The following is a 15,604-nucleotide window of genomic DNA, read 5'->3' on the forward strand; positions in this document are numbered from 1 at the left end:
CATCGCCCATGGCCATCCAGCGGCAGACCGACCCCTCCGATCTTTGGCGCGCGATCATCCAGGCCGGCGGGATCCAGCCCTACATCGACGCCCAGCTCGCCGAACGCGGCTTCCTCGTCGCCCGCCGAGAGACCGACGGCCTGTCGGAACGCGAGCTGGCCGACTACAAGAAGTCGCTGAAGGCCGAGGCGCAGGAGCGAGCCCGCCTGAGGCGCGAGGCGTGGGCCGCCTACCGCGCCGAGCACATCGTCCACCTCGGTGACGGCGTCTACTGGAATGACGAGCCCGGCCCCGACAAATGGGACCTCCCGAACGCCGAGGAGCGGGCCGCCGAGAACGAGCTGCCCCCGCTGGACTCGCCCCGCCAGCTCGCCGACGCCCTGGGCCTGACGATCCCCCAGCTCCGCTGGCTCGCCTTCCACCGCGAGGCCGCCACGCGGATCCACTACCGGCGCTTCACCATCCCCAAACGCGACGGTTCCGAGCGCGCCATCTGGGCCCCGATGCCGCGCCTGAAGCGGGCCCAGCACTGGATCCTCCGGAACGTCGCCGAGAAGCTGCCGGTCCACGGCGCGGTCCACGGCTTCGTCGCCGGCCGGTCGATCCTCTCCAACGCCTCCGCCCACCACGACCCCAAGGTCGCCGTGCGGATCGACCTGAAAGACTTCTTCCCGACGGTCACCCTGCGTCGCGTCAAGGGACTCTTCCGCAAGGCCGGCTACCGCGAGCACGTCGCGACGCTGCTGGCCCTCATCTGCACCGAATCGCCCCGCGAGATCGTCCAAAACGAGGGCGCGACCTACTACGTGGCCCTAGGCCCGAGGTGCCTCCCCCAGGGGGCGCCGACGAGCCCGGCGCTCACCAACGCGCTCTGCTTGCGGCTCGACCGGCGTCTCTCAGGCCTCGCCCGCCGCCAGGGCTGGCGCTACACGCGCTACGCCGACGACCTCACCTTCAGCCGACCTTCGGATTTCGGCGGTCCGCCGGCGATCGGCAAGCTGCTCGGCTCGGTGCGTCGGATCGTGGAGGCCGAAGGGTTCGCGGTCCACGACGGGAAGACCGCGATCCGGCGGCGGGGCGGGCGGCAGGCGATCACGGGCCTCGTCGTCAACGGCGACCGGCCCCCTCGCGCCACCCGGGAGTTCAAGCGAAACCTCCGCGCGGCGATCCATAATCTCGAGTCCGGCAGGGCGACGCCGGAGGCCGAGCCGCCCCAGGTGCTCGTCGGCCGGGCGGCGTTCGTCGCCATGAGCGACCCCGCCCTGGGCCTGTCGCTCCTGGACAGGCTCTCGCGAGCCACCGAGCGGGATGGGTCCGGCGACGACTCCCGATCGGAGCCGCCTCGGCCCGAATCCTGAACGGCGTAAAACGGCCCCCGGGGCGATGTCGCGAGCTGTGGTCATACCAGAAGCGCGACCGGTCGCCGCGGAGAGTTTCTCGATCGGGTCCAGCCAGGGCGAGCGGGCCGGCGGCCGGATGAACGAGACGTTCTCCGGGCCCTCCAGCGTCCCCGCGGCGTGGACCCCCGCCTCGTCCCCGATCCAGGCCGCGTGGAAGTGGGGGCGAGTCGGTGGGGGGGGCTCGGCGAGGAAGACGTCGATCGCCTCGGCGTCCAAGCCCTCGCCGGCGTAGGTGCTCCCGCGGTTCGAGTGGGCCAGCAGGCCCGACTCGGGGAGCCGGCGGGAGGCTGCCATCTCCAGGGCGTCGACGACCAGGCGGCCGTCGTTCCGCCCGGACATTGACCAGCCCACGATTCGTCGCGGGTGCAGGTCCTCGACCGCGGCCAGGTCCAGCCAGCCCTCGCGGGTCGGCACGTAGGTGACGGCGGCCGTCCAGGCCCGATCCGCCTCGCCCGGCTCGAACCTGCGGCCCAGGAGGTTCTCGGCGACGGGGCGTCCGTCGCCCGAGTCGGTCATGAGGCGGAACCTCCGCCCGACCTTCGCGGCGATCCCATGGCGACGCATCAGCTTCGCCACCGTGTCCACGCAGCAGGGCACGCCCCTCGCCGTGAGCTCGGCGTGGACCCGCGGGCTGCCGTAGCGGCCCTTCCTCGCCCAGTGGGCTTCACGGGCGGCAGCGGCCAGGACCCCGATCCGAAGGGCCCTCCCGCTCGCAGGCCTCCCCCGCAAGCCGTAGTAACCGCCGGGCGAGACGCACTGGACCCGCCACATCATCCGGACCGGTCATCGCCCCCGGTGGCGTTCGACGAAGTCGTACCTCACGACGACTCCCTGGCTAAGAAGGCCGTCGCTTTTATTCAGGATGTCGCGCTCCATCTGGAGCCGCTTGACCTCGGCGCGGAGCCGCCGCCGCCGCTCCTCCAGGGCGGGCTGGCAGCCCTTGCCCGGGTAGGCCCGGCCGCCCTCGGCGGCCAGGGCCTACCGCCAGCCGCGGAGCATGCTCTCGCCCAGGCCCATCTCCCGCGACCTCGGCCAGACTCTTGCCCTGCTCGTCGATTCGGCGGGCCTCCTCGACCTTAAACTCGCGCGCGAACGTCCTTCGGGTGTTCGCCCTCGGAGGCCTCCTCCGGTCGAGCTTACGTTCTTACCTGGGCGCTCGCCATTCGTGGGGAAGTCCGGCCGAAGAGCGCGGACACCCGAAGGGCGAAAGAGCGCCGAGCCGCGAGGGCTCCACATGGAGCGGAGCGACTCGGAAGCCTCGCAGGCGATCCCTTGTCGAGCGTGCCCCAGGACAATCCGGTAAACGGCATCAGCCCGGCGGCCTCGACGAATGGCTCGCCGACCATGGTTGGCTCTTCTCCGCCGAACCGGCCGCGTCCGACCCCGCGAAACGAGAGCCGTTTCAAGGTGACGCGATCCTCGGGGCGATCCTACAATGGGTCGATCAGGGCCGTGCGAAACCCTCATGTCCAATCGTCCGTCCGTCGATGAACCTCCGGCGTTCCAGGAGTCGTCCCGACATGGCCAAATCGATCGCAGACGTGCAGAAGCAGAGTCCTCTGGCAGACCTGGACGACTGGGAATCGGCGCACGTCGCCGACGAGGCCGAGGCTCCGATCGCCCGCGATGGCAAGAAGGAGTCCGAGTTCCGCGACTACCGCAAGAACGTCCGGGCCGGCGTCCGGGAGTTCTACAAGCTCCAGCACGCCAACCAGACGCTCGACTTCGTGCTCGGCAAGAAGCGTGAGTATCTGCCCCGCCGGCGGAAGTCGATGGGCGTCTGGGAGGCGATGGAATTCCTCAACACGCTGGTCGACGACAGCGACCCGGATACGGACCTGTCCCAGATCGAGCACCTGATGCAGACGGCCGAGGCCATCCGCGCCGACGGCCACCCCCGATGGTTCGTCCTCACCGGGCTCGTCCACGACCTGGGGAAGATCCTTTGCCTGTTCGGCGAGCCTCAGTGGGCGGTCGTCGGCGACACGTTCCCCGTCGGCTGCGCCTACTCCGAGGAGATCGTCTTCCCCGAGTTCTTCGCCGACAACCCGGACTCGAACGTCCCCGAATATCAGACCCCCTGCGGGATCTACGAGGAAGGCTGTGGCCTGGACAAGGTCCATCTGTCGTGGGGCCACGACGAGTACCTGTACAACGTCGTGAAGGACTACCTCCCCGAGGAGGGCCTGGCGATGATCCGGTACCACTCGTTCTACGCCTGGCACCGCGCCGGGGCGTACACGCACCTGACGAACGAGAAGGACCGGCGGATGCTGGAGTGGGTCCGCAAGTTCAACCCATACGACCTGTACTCCAAGGGCCACGCCAAGCCCGACGTCGAGGCGCTGACGCCGTTCTATCAGGAGCTGATCGCCGAGTACTTCCCGCCTCAGCTGGCCTGGTGAGGCTCGCGGAACTGGAGGTCTTATGAGCGAGGTCGATCCCAAGCGGCCGTCGACGGGATTCTCGCCGACGGCGATCCTCGGTGACGTGCATTTCTGGATCCCGGTCGTCGTGCTGGCCGGCGGGCTGGCGCTCCTCTCCATGTTGAAGTGAGATCATGACAATCCGGTCCTCGGAAGCCGAATCCGCGGCGTGCGCCCCGCGGTCGTTGCACGGCGTGGGCGTGGTCAGCGGGCTGGCCGCGGGGGCGTGGCTGGGGGCGGCCGAGGCGCCGACGAAGCTCGTCGCCGCGGGCCTCACGCCGTTCATCGTCTCGCTGGGGATGGTCGCCGGCGTGTTCGTCGCCCGCTGGACGGTCCCCGTCGCGCTGCGGGGGACGCACTCGCTGGCGAGCGACCTGAAGGCCAGGCCGCACCTCATCGTCTGGGCGATCCTGGCGGGGATGCTCTGGGCTGTGGCCAACACTCTGACAGTCTTCGCGATCCGCGACGTCGGGCTCTCCGTCGCCTTCCCGCTCTGGAACACCAACAGCCTGATCGGCCTCTTGTGGGGTTGGCTGCTGTTCAACGAATTGCGAGGGGCGGCGCCGAGGGACTGGGCGAAGGTCCTCGGCGGAGCCGCCGCGATCGTCGTCGGCGCGTGCCTGCTAGCGTATGCCACGCAGCACCCCGGCGGACCCGTCGCCGACGGCGGCCGGACGCGTGGGGTCCTCGCCGCGCTGGGCGCGGGGGTGATGTGGGGGACCATGTACATCCCCTACCGCAAGGCGTACATCAGCGGCATGAACCCGCTCTCGTTCGTCACCGTGTTCACGGTCGGCGAGCTGGGGACGACCCTGGCGCTCGCCCTGATCTACCAGGGGGGACCGGCCGGTCTCCAGGCCGAGCTGGCCAGGGCGCTGCCGTCGCTCTTCTGGTTGTTCCTGGGCGGATTCTGCTGGGTGCTGGGGGACCTCTTCCAGCAGTACGCGGCCAAGTACATCGGCATCAGTCGGGGCATCCCGCTTTCCAATACGAACCAACTTTGGGGGCTGGCGTGGGGGGCCCTCGTCTTCGGCGAGCTGGCCGACCTGAGCGCCGAGGCTCGCCTGCTGGTCGTCGGCGGCTCGCTGGTCATGATCGTCGGGGCCGTCGCCATCGGCCTGGCCGAAGCGCCGGCCTCCGAACGATCCTCGTGGCGGCTGGCGGTGGAACGCGAGTGCCGGCGCTACGGCCTGGACCCCGTCGAGGTCGCCGCCGCGGTGGGCGGGGAAGGGATTCCCGAAGCCGCCTCGGGGCGTCGTCCCTGGTGGGAGTTCCTCATCGTGGCCGGGGCGCTGGGGATCTTCGTCTGGCTCGGCCTGAACGCCTCGACGCCGGCGATCGCCATGGACTTGCGCTGGCTGGCCGTCCTCTCGGCGCTCTCGCTGGTCTTCCTCGCTGTCGGCGGGACGATCCTCTGGAGGCGCACGCGTTTCTCCTGAATGCGACGCCGTACCTTGTGGACGGCGGCCATCTGCATCTATCACCCGACGAGTCGGAAAATCCTCCACTCGCGTCGAATACCCATCGGTGCAGGTCTGAAAGGCGAAGGACTGCGCAAGCGCGGGGCGTTCAAACTTCCGCATAGCCCTTGCCCATCTTCTCTTCGACGAGCCCCTCGACGTGCCGGATCGCCGACGCCTCGTCGGAGAACGACTTGGGCTTCGATTGGCCGGCCGTCCCGATCCGCCCGTAGCGGACGACGACCTCGCAGCCGTCGCGCTCGACCTCCCAGAACTTGGCCGAACCGCATTCGATCAGCTCGTACCGGCGGCGGCCTGAGGAATTGGGCGCGGCGACGCTCTCCAGAGATTCCGAGGGCCCGGCGACGTCATGACGCACTCCCAGGTAGGAAGGGAAGCGCGGGACCCCGCCCTCCGTCAGCTCCTGATAGCGGAAGGAGATCAAGGAGCCGATCCCCGGCGGCCGCTCGCGTTGCGCGTCGGAGAAGCCGGTGCCCACCGAGAATTTCGTGCCGTCCGCGAGTTCCACGAGCAGGGCGCCGAGCCGGCCCTTGTGACGGCCGGCACCGGGCTGGTGTCCGACCACGCGTGCCTCGGCGTCGCGGAAGCTCTTGACCTTCAGCAGGGTGACGGATCGCCCGACCTCGTAGGCTGACGCCGGACTCCGCAGCATGAGTCCCTCGCCCCCGAGCCCCTCGACCCGGGCCAGCTCGGCGCGGAGGTGCTCGACCCCCTCGCAGGCGAAATGCTCATGGGCGCGCAGATAGGGCGGGGGGCGGCGATCGACGTGCTCCCGAACGAAGGCGAGCCTCGCCTCGAACGGCCCGTCGAACGCGGGCGCGTCGAAGGCGACGTAGGAGACCTCCTTCCAGTGGTCGCTCTCGTCTTGCCGGCGGACGATGCTCACCGTCCGCTGGAACTGCCTCCGCGTGATCCACAGCTCGCCGTCGAGCGGCGTATCCGGGAACCCTTCGAGGAACCAGCCGGGCGCGCGGAACGCGTTGCCGAGGCGAGAGATCAGCCGGGTCCCGTCCCAGTAGGCCCGGACTCCGTCGAGCTTCTCGCTCATCCACCAGCCGGCGAGGTCTTGGGCGTTGTCCCACGACTCGGCCAGCAGGAGCGGCGGCCCGAGTCTGGCCTCGGCCGCCTCGCCCTGCGTCGTCTGGCGGGGCGCGACAAGGGCCCCGACGCGGGCCTGCTCGGCCGCGTCCCCGCGAAGCTTCCTCAGGTGCTTGCAGGTGCGCGACTCGATCGCGATCGACTGGTTCCTCCAGGCTGGACAAGAGCACGAGTAGACGCCCCCCGTGTTCTTGAGGACGTACGGCTTCGCTCCCGAGCCCTTCATCTCCAGGGTCTCGCCGTCGAGCAGGTCAGGCATCGGGCGGTCCTCGTCGGGTGGGATCACGACCATCACGCCGAAAGCATGACTTCGGAACCCCGCCGTGTCCAGATGTCCACAATAAATCGGCGTAAGGGCGCGCACCGGCTGCAGGTCGCCCGCGGTCGCGGCGGGCCGCAGGACTCCGCCCGCCGAAGGCGCTCGGGCCCGGCGGTGCAAGGACCCACGCTATCGAAGGCCTCCGACGCCTCTGGGTCTGGGGGTGGTTGAAGGCCGAGCAAGCGGGGCGGAACGCATCGACCGGATCATCGGGCCGCGATCACACCGGCGGATCCGTTTTTGGTTGCAAAGCAACATTTCGCCGGGCAGACTAGACCCTCATCCGAGCCTTTCTCATCGGCGAGTCCCTCCGCGTATCGCACGCGGGCGGTCGTGCATCACTCGACGATCCATCGGAAGGAGAGTCTCCATGTCCCGGCCCGAACGCCGTCAAGGCGGCTTCACGCTCATCGAGTTGCTGGTCGTGATCGCCATCATCGCGGTCCTGATCGCCCTGCTCCTGCCCGCGGTGCAGTCGGCGCGAGAGGCCGCCCGCCGCGCCCAGTGCGTCAACAACCTGAAGCAGATCGGCCTCGCCGTCCACAACTACGTCTCCAGGAACGACGTGATGCCGGCGTACCAGGTCGACAACTCGGAGACCTGGGGCTGGACGGCCCCCTGGACGGCCGCGATCCTGCCGGACCTCGAACAGCAGCCGATGTACAACGCCCTGAACTTCAGCATGCCGATGATGGAGATCTGGTTCGGGGGCGATCCCCCCGCCGGCTCGCTCAACAACACGACCGTCGGCCTGACGACGATCGCCAGCCTGATCTGCCCCTCGGACAGCATCGTGCCGACGAGCCCCTCGCTTTCGGGCTTCTGGGGGATGTGCAGCTACGCGGGCAACTGGGGCGGCCCGGCCTCGGTGCGGGCGTGCGACGGCACCATCGTCCCCAACCGGGGCAATCAGATCTACACCTTCTGGATCCCGTTCGTCGGCGGCACCGCCGCCCCGTCAAACCCCGGCCCCGTCCGGCTGGCGTCGATCACCGACGGGACCTCGAACACCGCCCTGTTCAGCGAGCATCTGCTCGGGTTCGGCGCCAACATCTTCGACCCGCCCAACCCCAGCGCCGCGGCAGGCGGGCCCAACCAGAAGCGGGGGATCTTCCAGACCGCCGTCGACATCACGATCGACGCCAACAATGCGGCCCAGGCCCGTCAATTCGTCGACGCCTGCCGGACCATCCCGGGGGGGACGCTGCCGGTCACGAACGTCGCGTTCGGGTCCCAATGGTTGCTGAACCAGGGGCACACGATGGCGAACACCGGCTACGCGCACGTCATGCCGCCGAACGGCGTTTCCTGCATCGGGGTCCCGAAGTTCGGCATCTCCGACGCCAGTTGGGGAGGGGTCGCCGCGGCGATCTCGGCGACGAGCAACCATCCCGGGGGGGTGAACGTCGGGTTCGCCGACGGGTCCGTGAAATTCGTCAAGAATTCGGTCGACCTCCCGACGTGGTGGGGCCTCGGCACGAGGGCCGGCGGCGAGGTCGTCAGCTCGGACTCCTATTGAGCGGCCGAAGGGGGCTTGGCGTGGCCGGGCCCGAGCGGCGTGGTTTCGAGGTCCACCGAGGGCATTGAACAGTGGCCAGACGCACCCGCATCGCGATCGTCACGATCGTCCTCGCGTCCCTTGCGCAAGGTTGCGGCTCCGAGGAGCCGGAGAACCTACATGACAACATCGCCCTGTCCAAACCCCGGCCGGGGATGGAGGCGATGAAGTCGCAAATGCTCGACGCATTCAAGAAAAAGAAGCGGGATCCGGCGAAGGTGGCCCCGAACCTGGTGGAATGACGCACGGCGGGGCGCCCGCTCGGCGGCGGACGGCGCGGAAGGCTCGGGGACGAGCTCACGCCCCGCCGCCGACCGGTCGATCCCGCCGGCCGGACGAGACAAGGGCCGAGGCCCCGGCGGCGGCCCCGAGGGCGACGAGCAGGAAGGCGAGCAGGCGGGCCGCCGGCGTCGTCGCAATCGGCCGTCCGGAGCCGGAGAGCGGGAAGGCCAGTCCGCCGACGAGGTCGTAGATAACGACCCCGGCCGCCGCCCCCAGGGCGCCCCCGATCGCGGCGTCGACGGCGAGGCGGCGCGATCGTCCGCACGCCCCCAGCCCCAAGGCCAGCCCGGCCGTGGCCCCCGACGCGATCCAGAGCGCGCCATGAACGACGATCGAGCGGCCGAGGTCGGAACCCCCGAGGTCCTCGTTGCGACTCGCGAGCGGGATCACGACCCAGGGAGGCCCCGCGCCCGCGAGCCCGCCGACGAGCAACCCGACGGCCGCGGCCCTCCAGGTCCAGCGGCCCGGACGACGGGACCGCCCGCCGGCCAACCCCAGGCCCGCCCCCAGCAGGCCCCCGAAGACGCCGAGGGCCGCCGAGTCGCTCTGGAGCACGGCACGCGTCCGGCTCCGGGGCGTCGACCCGACCATCTCCCCCCCGACGACCTGCACCCGTACTTCGGCGGGCCGAATCCGGAGGGCACCCGACTCGCCCGCGAGCCAGGCCCCGAGCCCGGCCGACAGGGCGGCCAGGAGCGTCAAGGGCCAGAGCCGGGAGCCGACGACTGGTGCCTCGGCTCGCGCGGCCGCGGAGACATCCTCCGCGATCACCTCGTCCGATCCGGCTGGGCGATTCGAACCGGCCGTTTCCATCGCAAGGTCCTCCGTCTGCGGATCGCTCGCGCGGCCCCAGGCCAGCGCGGTCCGAGCCCCCAGGGCGATCGGAGGCCGCGATCCGGCCCCGGGCGGAATCCGTGCGGCAAATCATACGGAAGGCCATTGACTCCATCAATCACCGGAATGTTAATTACACGAATGCGGGGCCGAGGCGCTCGGCCCCGGCCGGAACGGCGACGTCGGATCCGCCACCGGAGGTCATCGTGGGAAGCCATCCGAGCCCGGCCCGCGGGGGCGTCGCTTCGAGGCGGTCGCGTAAAACGGCCGCGGCCGCCGTCCTCGCGGTCGGGATCGTGGCGGCGGGCGTGATGATCCGGGGCGAGTTGCGGGTCATGAACTCGGCCGACGCCGCGAGACGCGCGACGGCCGACGCCCGGTTCTCCGAGGCGGAGGCGGCCCTGGAACGCTGGATCGCCGCCCGGCCGCGGGCCGCCGAGCCCCACTTCCTGCTGGCGCGCGTCGCGGTCGCCCTGGGCCGGCCCCAGGAGGCTATTGCTCGCCTCCACCGCGCCCGCGCCCTGGGCCACCCCGCCGGCCCGGTGGATCGCCTCGACGCCATCCTACGCGCCCGGGCCGGCCGCCACGCCGAGGCCGAGCCGGTCCTCCGACAGGTCCTCGCCGGCTCCGACGCGCCAGACCCCGAGGCGGCCGAGGCCCTGGCCCGCGTCTACCTGGAGACCTTCGACCTCCGGGCCGCCGCCGAGGTCCTCGAGCGATGGATCCGCGACGCGCCGCGCGATGCGACGCCCTACCTTTGGCGGACCGAGATCGCCTCGCGGCTCGACGGGGACCAGCTCGCGCGGGTGCGCGACTTCAGCGCCGCCCTGGAGCGCGACCCCACGCTCGACCGCGCGCGGCTCGGGCTGGCCGACGCCCTTCGCCTGGCCGGGCGACCCGACGAGGCCGAGGAGGACTACGAGGCTTACATCGCGCGACGGCCGGACGACCCGGCCGGGCACCGGGGAGCCGGCCTCAACGCCCTGGATCGCGGAGACCAGGCCGAGGCGATCCGCCGCCTCGATCGGGCCTCGGCGCTCGACCCCGCCGACGCCTCGACCCTGTCCGCGCGGGCGGGCGTCTCCCTGCGCCTGGGCGACTTCGCCGGCGCGCTGGCCATGCTGGACCGGGCCGTCCTCGCGAATCCGCATGACGTCGAGATCCGCCATCGTCGCGGCCTCTGCCTAGACCGGCTCGGGCACCCCGGGGAGGCCAGGGCCGAGCACGACGCGGCGGCGCGGCTCCGCGACGACGAGCGACGCCTGTCGGAACTGCGTCGATCCCTGGTCCGCGATCCGAAGAACCGAGAGATCCAGGGACAAATCGCCCGCTGGATGATCGAGCACGATCACGAGGAGGAGGGGATCCGCTGGGCCCGCAACGTCCTTCGCGATCGGCCTGATCACGCCTCGACCCATCGCGTCCTGGCCGCCTACTACGACCGGAGCGGCCAGCCCGGCCTCGCGAACTTCCACCGACTCCAGGCCGGGCTGCAATCGCCCCCTCCCTGAGTTCGGCGTGAGGAAGTCCGAAGCCAGAGCGGTGCGACGTGCCCGAGGAAAACCGCATCACTTTCGACGGAGCCGAAGCCGCCCCTAACCGTCCATCCCGGTTTATGGGTCGAGATCGACCGCCAAACCCTGTCGAGATCCCTTTCGAGCCCGGACGCCTTCATCAGACCCAGGCCAACGCCGAGGCCGAGCATCAAGATCATGCCGTTGGAGAGCGAGAAGCGTCGTTCTACGCGATCCTCGAGGGGCGATCGTCGCCGGGGACGCCTCGCGGCCCCATCCGACGAGGTCGGCTCCACATCGGCCTGGTCCTCCTCTCAGGCGGAGACCCAAGCCCCCAACAGCTTCCGCACGACGACCAACTGGCCGACATGGTAGGCCGTGTGGTCCAGGACGAGCAGCACCTCGCGGATGTACGTCTGATCGGAACCGTGCGGCACGACGGCGGCGAGCTCGACCTTCGCGTCCTGGACCAGTGCCTGGAGCTTCTCGCGATCCTCGATCAAGGCCGCGATCGATCGATCCCAGGCCTCGGCGTCGGGCGGCGCGGGGGAACTCGGCCAGTAGTCCTGCGGCCATCCCCTCTCGCGGTACGTCCCGTCGAGGGAGAAGTCCAGGATGTCCCGCTGGACGATCCGGATGTGCTCCAGCAGCTCCCAGGGCGAATGCGGCAGCCTTTCCGGTCGGATGCCGCGCAGCGGCTCCGGCAAGTCGCCGACGGCTTCGTCGAGGTTGAGATGCGCCTCCGACCAGGCGAGGGATCGGGCCAGGACGTCGCGGATGACCGGATCGGACATTGGACGATTCCTCGAACGGGCGCCTGGTTGACCGAGGGACGGACGCTGGACCCGTGATTCTAAGGAAAGCCGCCGCGACTGACGAGCGAGCATCACTTCCCGGTCGCCGTCGGCCGCTCATCGCGCCGGCCCCGGCCGGCGGCATCGAATCCGGTGCGGCGGTCGGTAAGGTCCCGGGCGGCGGGGTGGACGAGGCGGCCGGTCAGGTAGCCGGCGACCCGACCCGATTGGGCGTGCAAGGGCTCGTTCGACGTAGCCGCCGTACCGCGCCAGGGAGGCCACGCGGGGAGCTTTCCGGCGTTGATGGGGCACGGCGTCCCTCCGCTGTGCAAGGGTTCCCCCGCAGCATGGGCGGACGGCGGCGGATTTGCATGCTCGCCACCCTTCGCGAAGGGGTTTCCTGATCGAATCGTCGCGCAAGCAGAGAGGGCGTCCAATGGCATCCCAGGACTTGCCGGACGAGGGGCTCGAAGAGCCGTGGTTTTCTCTCAACGCGTTCATGCGCTACCTGTCCGCCAACGCCTCGGGCCGGCAGGCGATCACGCTGCAGCAGAAGTATCCCAGCCGTTATCAGGAGGTTTATTACGACGCCGCGGCGGACGTCCTGCGGCGTTTCATCGCGGACGGCATGGGGGATTCTTCGATCCTGGAAAGCGGAATGGCCGCGATCGCGGAAACCGCCTCCGAGAGCGACGTCCCCCACCACATCCGTGTGAACGTCGAGGTCATCGAGGCCTTCCGCGACCGGCGGCCCAGGCTCCAGTTCGGCGGCCTCGCCCCTTCGTCCGCCGCCGGCCCGCAGTCGAGCCTGTTCGTCGCCGGGGTCGAGCTGGTGATCCGCCCGGAGATCCTCCTGTCGGGCGTCGTCGACGTCGAAGCCCGCGGGGGGGCCCTGAAGTTCTACTTCTCGAAGGGCCACTCGCTGACCAGATCGGCCGCGTGACGCCGTGCGGATCAAGCGGCCCGGCCGGGGCCGACCGCGTCGCAGGCCTCGACGCCTGGCGGGCGACAAGGGCTACAGCTATCGGCGGATCCGCCGCTACTTGGGACGGCGGGGGATCAGGGCGGTGATCCCGACCCGCAAGGATCAGCGGAGGAACCCGAAGTTCGACGCCGAGGCCTACCGCCGGCGCAACATCGTCGAGCGGTGCATCCTCTGGCTGAAGGAGGACAGGCGGCTGGCGACCCGGTTCGAGAAGCTCGCGGTCAACTTCCTGGCGATGGTGAAGCTGGCCATGATCCGCCGTTGCTTCCGCCTCCTCGAGCCGTCGGACAGAACCTAGAGAGGTTTCCCGGAGCGAGCGGGATGCGAGCGCCGTGCCACTCGCATTGCCCTCGCCCCCGGCCCGTTGGGCGGTACGGCGCGAGTCCTCGGCCGTCCGCGTCCCGATGAAGGTTCATTCGCTTTCGGACGGGCCACCCACCCGCACCGTCGAGAAGGGTGCCGGGACCGACGGCCTGCGAGACGCCTCCGGACTGGGGGCCGACCGCCCGACGCACGGGATGCGGTCGATGACGGTGGGCGACTCCCCGCCGCGTCAGCTCGACGGCGTGGCGACGGCGACGTCCCGACTCCTGGGCGGCTCCGACGGGTCTCCTGCCCTCGCTGCGACGGCGACCGCCCGAAGGTCCCTTCGGCGACGCCGGAGTCGGTAGTGCGGCCTGTATGTCGAGAGGCTGTTCGCGCCACCGCCTCGAAGGCGTGCAGCGGGCGTGAAGGTCGTTCACGGCCGGCCCCGCGGTCTCATCGCGGCCTCGTAGGCCTCCTGGAAACGCCGGAACTCCTCCGGGTCGCCGCCGCGGTCCGGGTGGTGTTCCTTGGCCAGCTCCCGGTGCCGCCGCTTCACGTCCTCAAGAGATGCGTTGCGGGGCAGGCCCAGGACGTCGAGGCACTCGGGCGAGACGGTCGCGCCCGCCGTCCGTCCGCCCCGGGCCCGTTCCTCCTCGGCCCGGAGCCGCTCATACTCGGCACGGAGCCGCCAAAACTCGGCGTTGAGCCGCTCCTGCTCGGCCTGGAATCGTTCTTCCTCACGCCGTATCTCTTCGGCGAGCCGGGTCGCTTCCGCGGCGGCCCAGGCCGCAGCCGCCGCACGCTCGCGTTCCTCGTGCTCCCGTTCCTTGAGCAGCCGATACGCCGCGAAGTCGCGGACGCCGGCCCTGGTCGCCGCCGGGACGCCCGCCAGGAGCGCCTTTCGCAGCTCGCCCTCGAACCGCCGCACGTGGTCCCGCGGCCGGCCGTAGCCCCCCTCACGCCAGGAGCCGAAGGTCCGGTCGACCTCGTACCACCAGGCGGCCCGCGCGAAGCGGTCGGCGACGCAGCAGGATCGGATGGTCGGCAGCCGCGCCGCGACCTCCTGCCGCGGCCCGCCGTCCGTCCGCTTCGAATGCACGACCAGCGGCGTGAGGGCGATCCGATCCGGGCCGCGATGCTCGCAGGACAGCGGCCTCCAGGGCTCTTCCATATCCATGCCGTGCATCCATTCGGGCTCTTTGAGGAACGCGGCCCGGGCGTCGCTTCGCACGGGCCGATTACGCCAGACGATGTACATCCTGGTGGACCTTGCCGGTTGGAGTCAGAAAGCGGGAGCAGGGACCTGGTCCTCTCGAGACCCGTGAGGGCGGTGCGGTAGTGACCCCGCCATGGTCCGATCGTACGGGTGGAAAGAGAATCGCTCGCACCGCGACGACGCGGATGTAGTGACGCCGGCCCTCCCCCTTCGAGACGGATGCCGACCCGGGTTCCGCAATCCGACGATACGCCGCCGTTCGGCGAGAAGCCGATCCGGGCGGTGTTCGAGGCCGGCAGTCGCCGCATGCGGGTGCGACGCGACGTCCCGGGGTCGATCAATCGAAGGCCGGGGATCCGCCGGGGCTCGAGGCCTCCGGGACTCCCGCGACCCATCTGGGCCGCCGCCCGCGTCCGACCCCCGACTTCCCGGGCGAGGATGCGACGACGGCGGAGGCCCATCGTCTCTGCCCCGCCCGGCGTCCGTGATCCCGAGGGACGGCGGGCGGCCATGGCCGGGTCCCGGAGGCTTCCGGCCGTCGCACATGCCATCCCGGCGGCGGTTCAGTAATGGGGCCCTCTCGCGGCCCGAGTTGAATCCCGCGATTCACCCCAGGGCCGAGGACTGCGGCGGGCGAGACCCGCGCGGCGGGCCGGATCCTCCGCGGAGCAGGCATCGACCAACATCGGTGGGCCGAGCCGCTGCCACGGCGGTCTCCGGGGTCGGGTGTCGGGGGCGAGGGGCGGGCGACGAAGCCGCGACTTGGAGGGCTTGAAGACTCCGCACGGCCCCTCCTTCGACCGGCCCGCGAGACGGCCGTCCTGCGGGTGACAGTCCCGGGAAGACGGCTCCTCCTCATCGAGCCTGCCCGGCAGCTCGGCCGCCGATGCCCGCGGCCACGTCCATTCGGCTGGTCGGGCGACCCTCGATGCGATCCGGCGCTCGCAGCTCGATGAAGCCGTCCGCCCCGCGGCGGGCACCGTCGGCCGCTTTGTTCCTCGGGCGCAGAGACTCATAACGCGCCGGCCGGCGGGGGGAGAACTCGATGCGGGGCGATCGGGAAGCCGGGTCGCGACCGCTCCCGTCCCATCTCGCGGGATCGGCATGGCGGGGATGGGCCCTCGTCTCGGCCTGAGCGGGCGACGACTCTGGGATCGGGTCGGCTCCCCTCCCGGTCCATGCCCGGTCGAGACGTGTTCGCGAAAGGGCGGTGCCGTCCCGCCCCGACTGCCGCTCCGGCACCCAGCGTCCCAGCCCGGACGTACCGGCCCGGGGAGGGCCCGGCGGATCCGCTCCAACCGGCGTGCGGGCCCGTGGGAGGGAAGGGGCCCGCCGACGCGGGCGATCAGGACGTGGCCGACCCACTCTCGGAGGGCCGATTCACCGCAACC

At 70.7% G+C, this 15,604-nt stretch carries 13 protein-coding genes and 3 pseudogenes; 9 read left to right on the top strand and 7 right to left on the bottom strand.

From position 1 onward, the window contains the following. The first annotated feature begins 8 nt into the window (after window positions 1-8). Window positions 9-1,358, top strand: a complete 1,350-nt coding sequence (locus tag G6O68_RS11100) for a reverse transcriptase family protein (protein ID WP_165247645.1) — start codon at window positions 9-11, stop codon at window positions 1,356-1,358. A 261-nt stretch (window positions 1,359-1,619) separates the two neighbouring features. On the opposite strand, the pseudogene G6O68_RS33810 reads toward G6O68_RS11100, so the two are convergent. Further along, window positions 1,620-2,457, bottom strand: a pseudogene (locus G6O68_RS33810) (IS3 family transposase); the annotation flags it as partial. A gap of 463 nt (window positions 2,458-2,920) precedes the next feature. Between G6O68_RS33810 and G6O68_RS11110 the strand changes: the two are divergent. The 3 genes from G6O68_RS11110 to G6O68_RS11120 are packed head-to-tail and all read left to right on the top strand — an operon-like array spanning window position 2,921 to window position 5,265. Next, the gene (locus tag G6O68_RS11110; protein WP_165247647.1) at window positions 2,921-3,805 is read left to right on the top strand and encodes an inositol oxygenase family protein; all 885 of its coding nucleotides are present in this window, start codon (window positions 2,921-2,923) and stop codon (window positions 3,803-3,805) included. Between the two features lie 22 nt (window positions 3,806-3,827). Then, on the top strand, window positions 3,828-3,956 hold the full coding sequence (locus G6O68_RS33245; RefSeq protein ID WP_165247649.1) for a translocated intimin receptor Tir: 129 nt from the start codon (window positions 3,828-3,830) through the stop codon (window positions 3,954-3,956). A gap of 4 nt (window positions 3,957-3,960) precedes the next feature. After that, the gene (locus G6O68_RS11120; protein ID WP_165247651.1) at window positions 3,961-5,265 is read left to right on the top strand and encodes a GRP family sugar transporter; all 1,305 of its coding nucleotides are present in this window, start codon (window positions 3,961-3,963) and stop codon (window positions 5,263-5,265) included. A gap of 130 nt (window positions 5,266-5,395) precedes the next feature. On the opposite strand, the gene G6O68_RS33560 is transcribed toward G6O68_RS11120, so the two are convergent. Together G6O68_RS33560 and G6O68_RS11125 are read right to left on the bottom strand one after the other, a co-directional pair. After that, window positions 5,396-5,665 carry a WGR domain-containing protein gene (locus tag G6O68_RS33560; protein WP_390625367.1) on the bottom strand — a complete coding sequence of 90 codons (270 nt, stop codon included), beginning with the start codon at window positions 5,663-5,665 and terminating at the stop codon, window positions 5,396-5,398. Continuing rightward, a pseudogene (locus G6O68_RS11125) lies at window positions 5,648-6,664 on the bottom strand (DNA ligase); the annotation flags it as partial. The pseudogene G6O68_RS11125 and the gene G6O68_RS33560, both read right to left, overlap by 18 nt. Window positions 6,665-7,094: 430 nt before the next feature. Between G6O68_RS11125 and G6O68_RS11130 the strand changes: the two are divergent. Both G6O68_RS11130 and G6O68_RS11135 read left to right on the top strand, forming a co-directional pair. Continuing rightward, window positions 7,095-8,243, top strand: a complete 1,149-nt coding sequence (locus tag G6O68_RS11130) for a DUF1559 domain-containing protein (protein ID WP_165247655.1) — start codon at window positions 7,095-7,097, stop codon at window positions 8,241-8,243. 71 nt (window positions 8,244-8,314) lie between these two features. Beyond that, a complete protein-coding gene (locus G6O68_RS11135) occupies window positions 8,315-8,524 on the top strand; it encodes a hypothetical protein (protein WP_165247657.1) in 210 nt (69 codons plus the stop codon). 55 nt (window positions 8,525-8,579) lie between these two features. On the opposite strand, the gene G6O68_RS11140 is transcribed toward G6O68_RS11135, so the two are convergent. Continuing rightward, on the bottom strand, window positions 8,580-9,335 hold the full coding sequence (locus G6O68_RS11140) for a hypothetical protein (RefSeq protein WP_165247659.1): 756 nt from the start codon (window positions 9,333-9,335) through the stop codon (window positions 8,580-8,582). A gap of 269 nt (window positions 9,336-9,604) precedes the next feature. On the opposite strand from G6O68_RS11140, the gene G6O68_RS11145 reads away from it, so the two are divergent. After that, window positions 9,605-10,909 (top strand): tetratricopeptide repeat protein, encoded by a 1,305-nt coding sequence (locus G6O68_RS11145; RefSeq protein ID WP_165247661.1) that lies wholly within the window; start codon window positions 9,605-9,607, stop codon window positions 10,907-10,909. Between the two features lie 317 nt (window positions 10,910-11,226). Here the strand turns inward: G6O68_RS11145 and G6O68_RS11150 are convergent, their stop codons facing one another. Then, window positions 11,227-11,706 (bottom strand): DinB family protein, encoded by a 480-nt coding sequence (locus tag G6O68_RS11150; RefSeq protein ID WP_165247663.1) that lies wholly within the window; start codon window positions 11,704-11,706, stop codon window positions 11,227-11,229. 92 nt (window positions 11,707-11,798) lie between these two features. Further along, entirely contained in the window at window positions 11,799-11,945 is a 147-nt protein-coding gene (locus G6O68_RS11155) for a hypothetical protein (protein WP_165247665.1), read from the bottom strand. A 197-nt stretch (window positions 11,946-12,142) separates the two neighbouring features. Between G6O68_RS11155 and G6O68_RS11160 the strand changes: the two genes are divergently transcribed. Both G6O68_RS11160 and G6O68_RS11165 read left to right on the top strand, forming a co-directional pair. Beyond that, on the top strand, window positions 12,143-12,649 hold the full coding sequence (locus tag G6O68_RS11160; RefSeq protein WP_165247667.1) for a hypothetical protein: 507 nt from the start codon (window positions 12,143-12,145) through the stop codon (window positions 12,647-12,649). Beyond that, a pseudogene (locus G6O68_RS11165) lies at window positions 12,636-12,989 on the top strand (transposase); the annotation flags it as partial. The gene G6O68_RS11160 and the pseudogene G6O68_RS11165, both read left to right, overlap by 14 nt. 441 nt (window positions 12,990-13,430) lie before the next feature. On the opposite strand, the gene G6O68_RS11170 reads toward G6O68_RS11165, so the two are convergent. Continuing rightward, a complete protein-coding gene (locus G6O68_RS11170; RefSeq protein WP_165247671.1) occupies window positions 13,431-14,174 on the bottom strand; it encodes a J domain-containing protein in 744 nt (247 codons plus the stop codon). Window positions 14,175-15,604 lie beyond the last annotated feature (1,430 nt).

The organism is Paludisphaera soli (genome assembly GCF_011064595.1).
Taxonomy (GTDB): Bacteria; Planctomycetota; Planctomycetia; order Isosphaerales; family Isosphaeraceae; genus Paludisphaera; species Paludisphaera soli.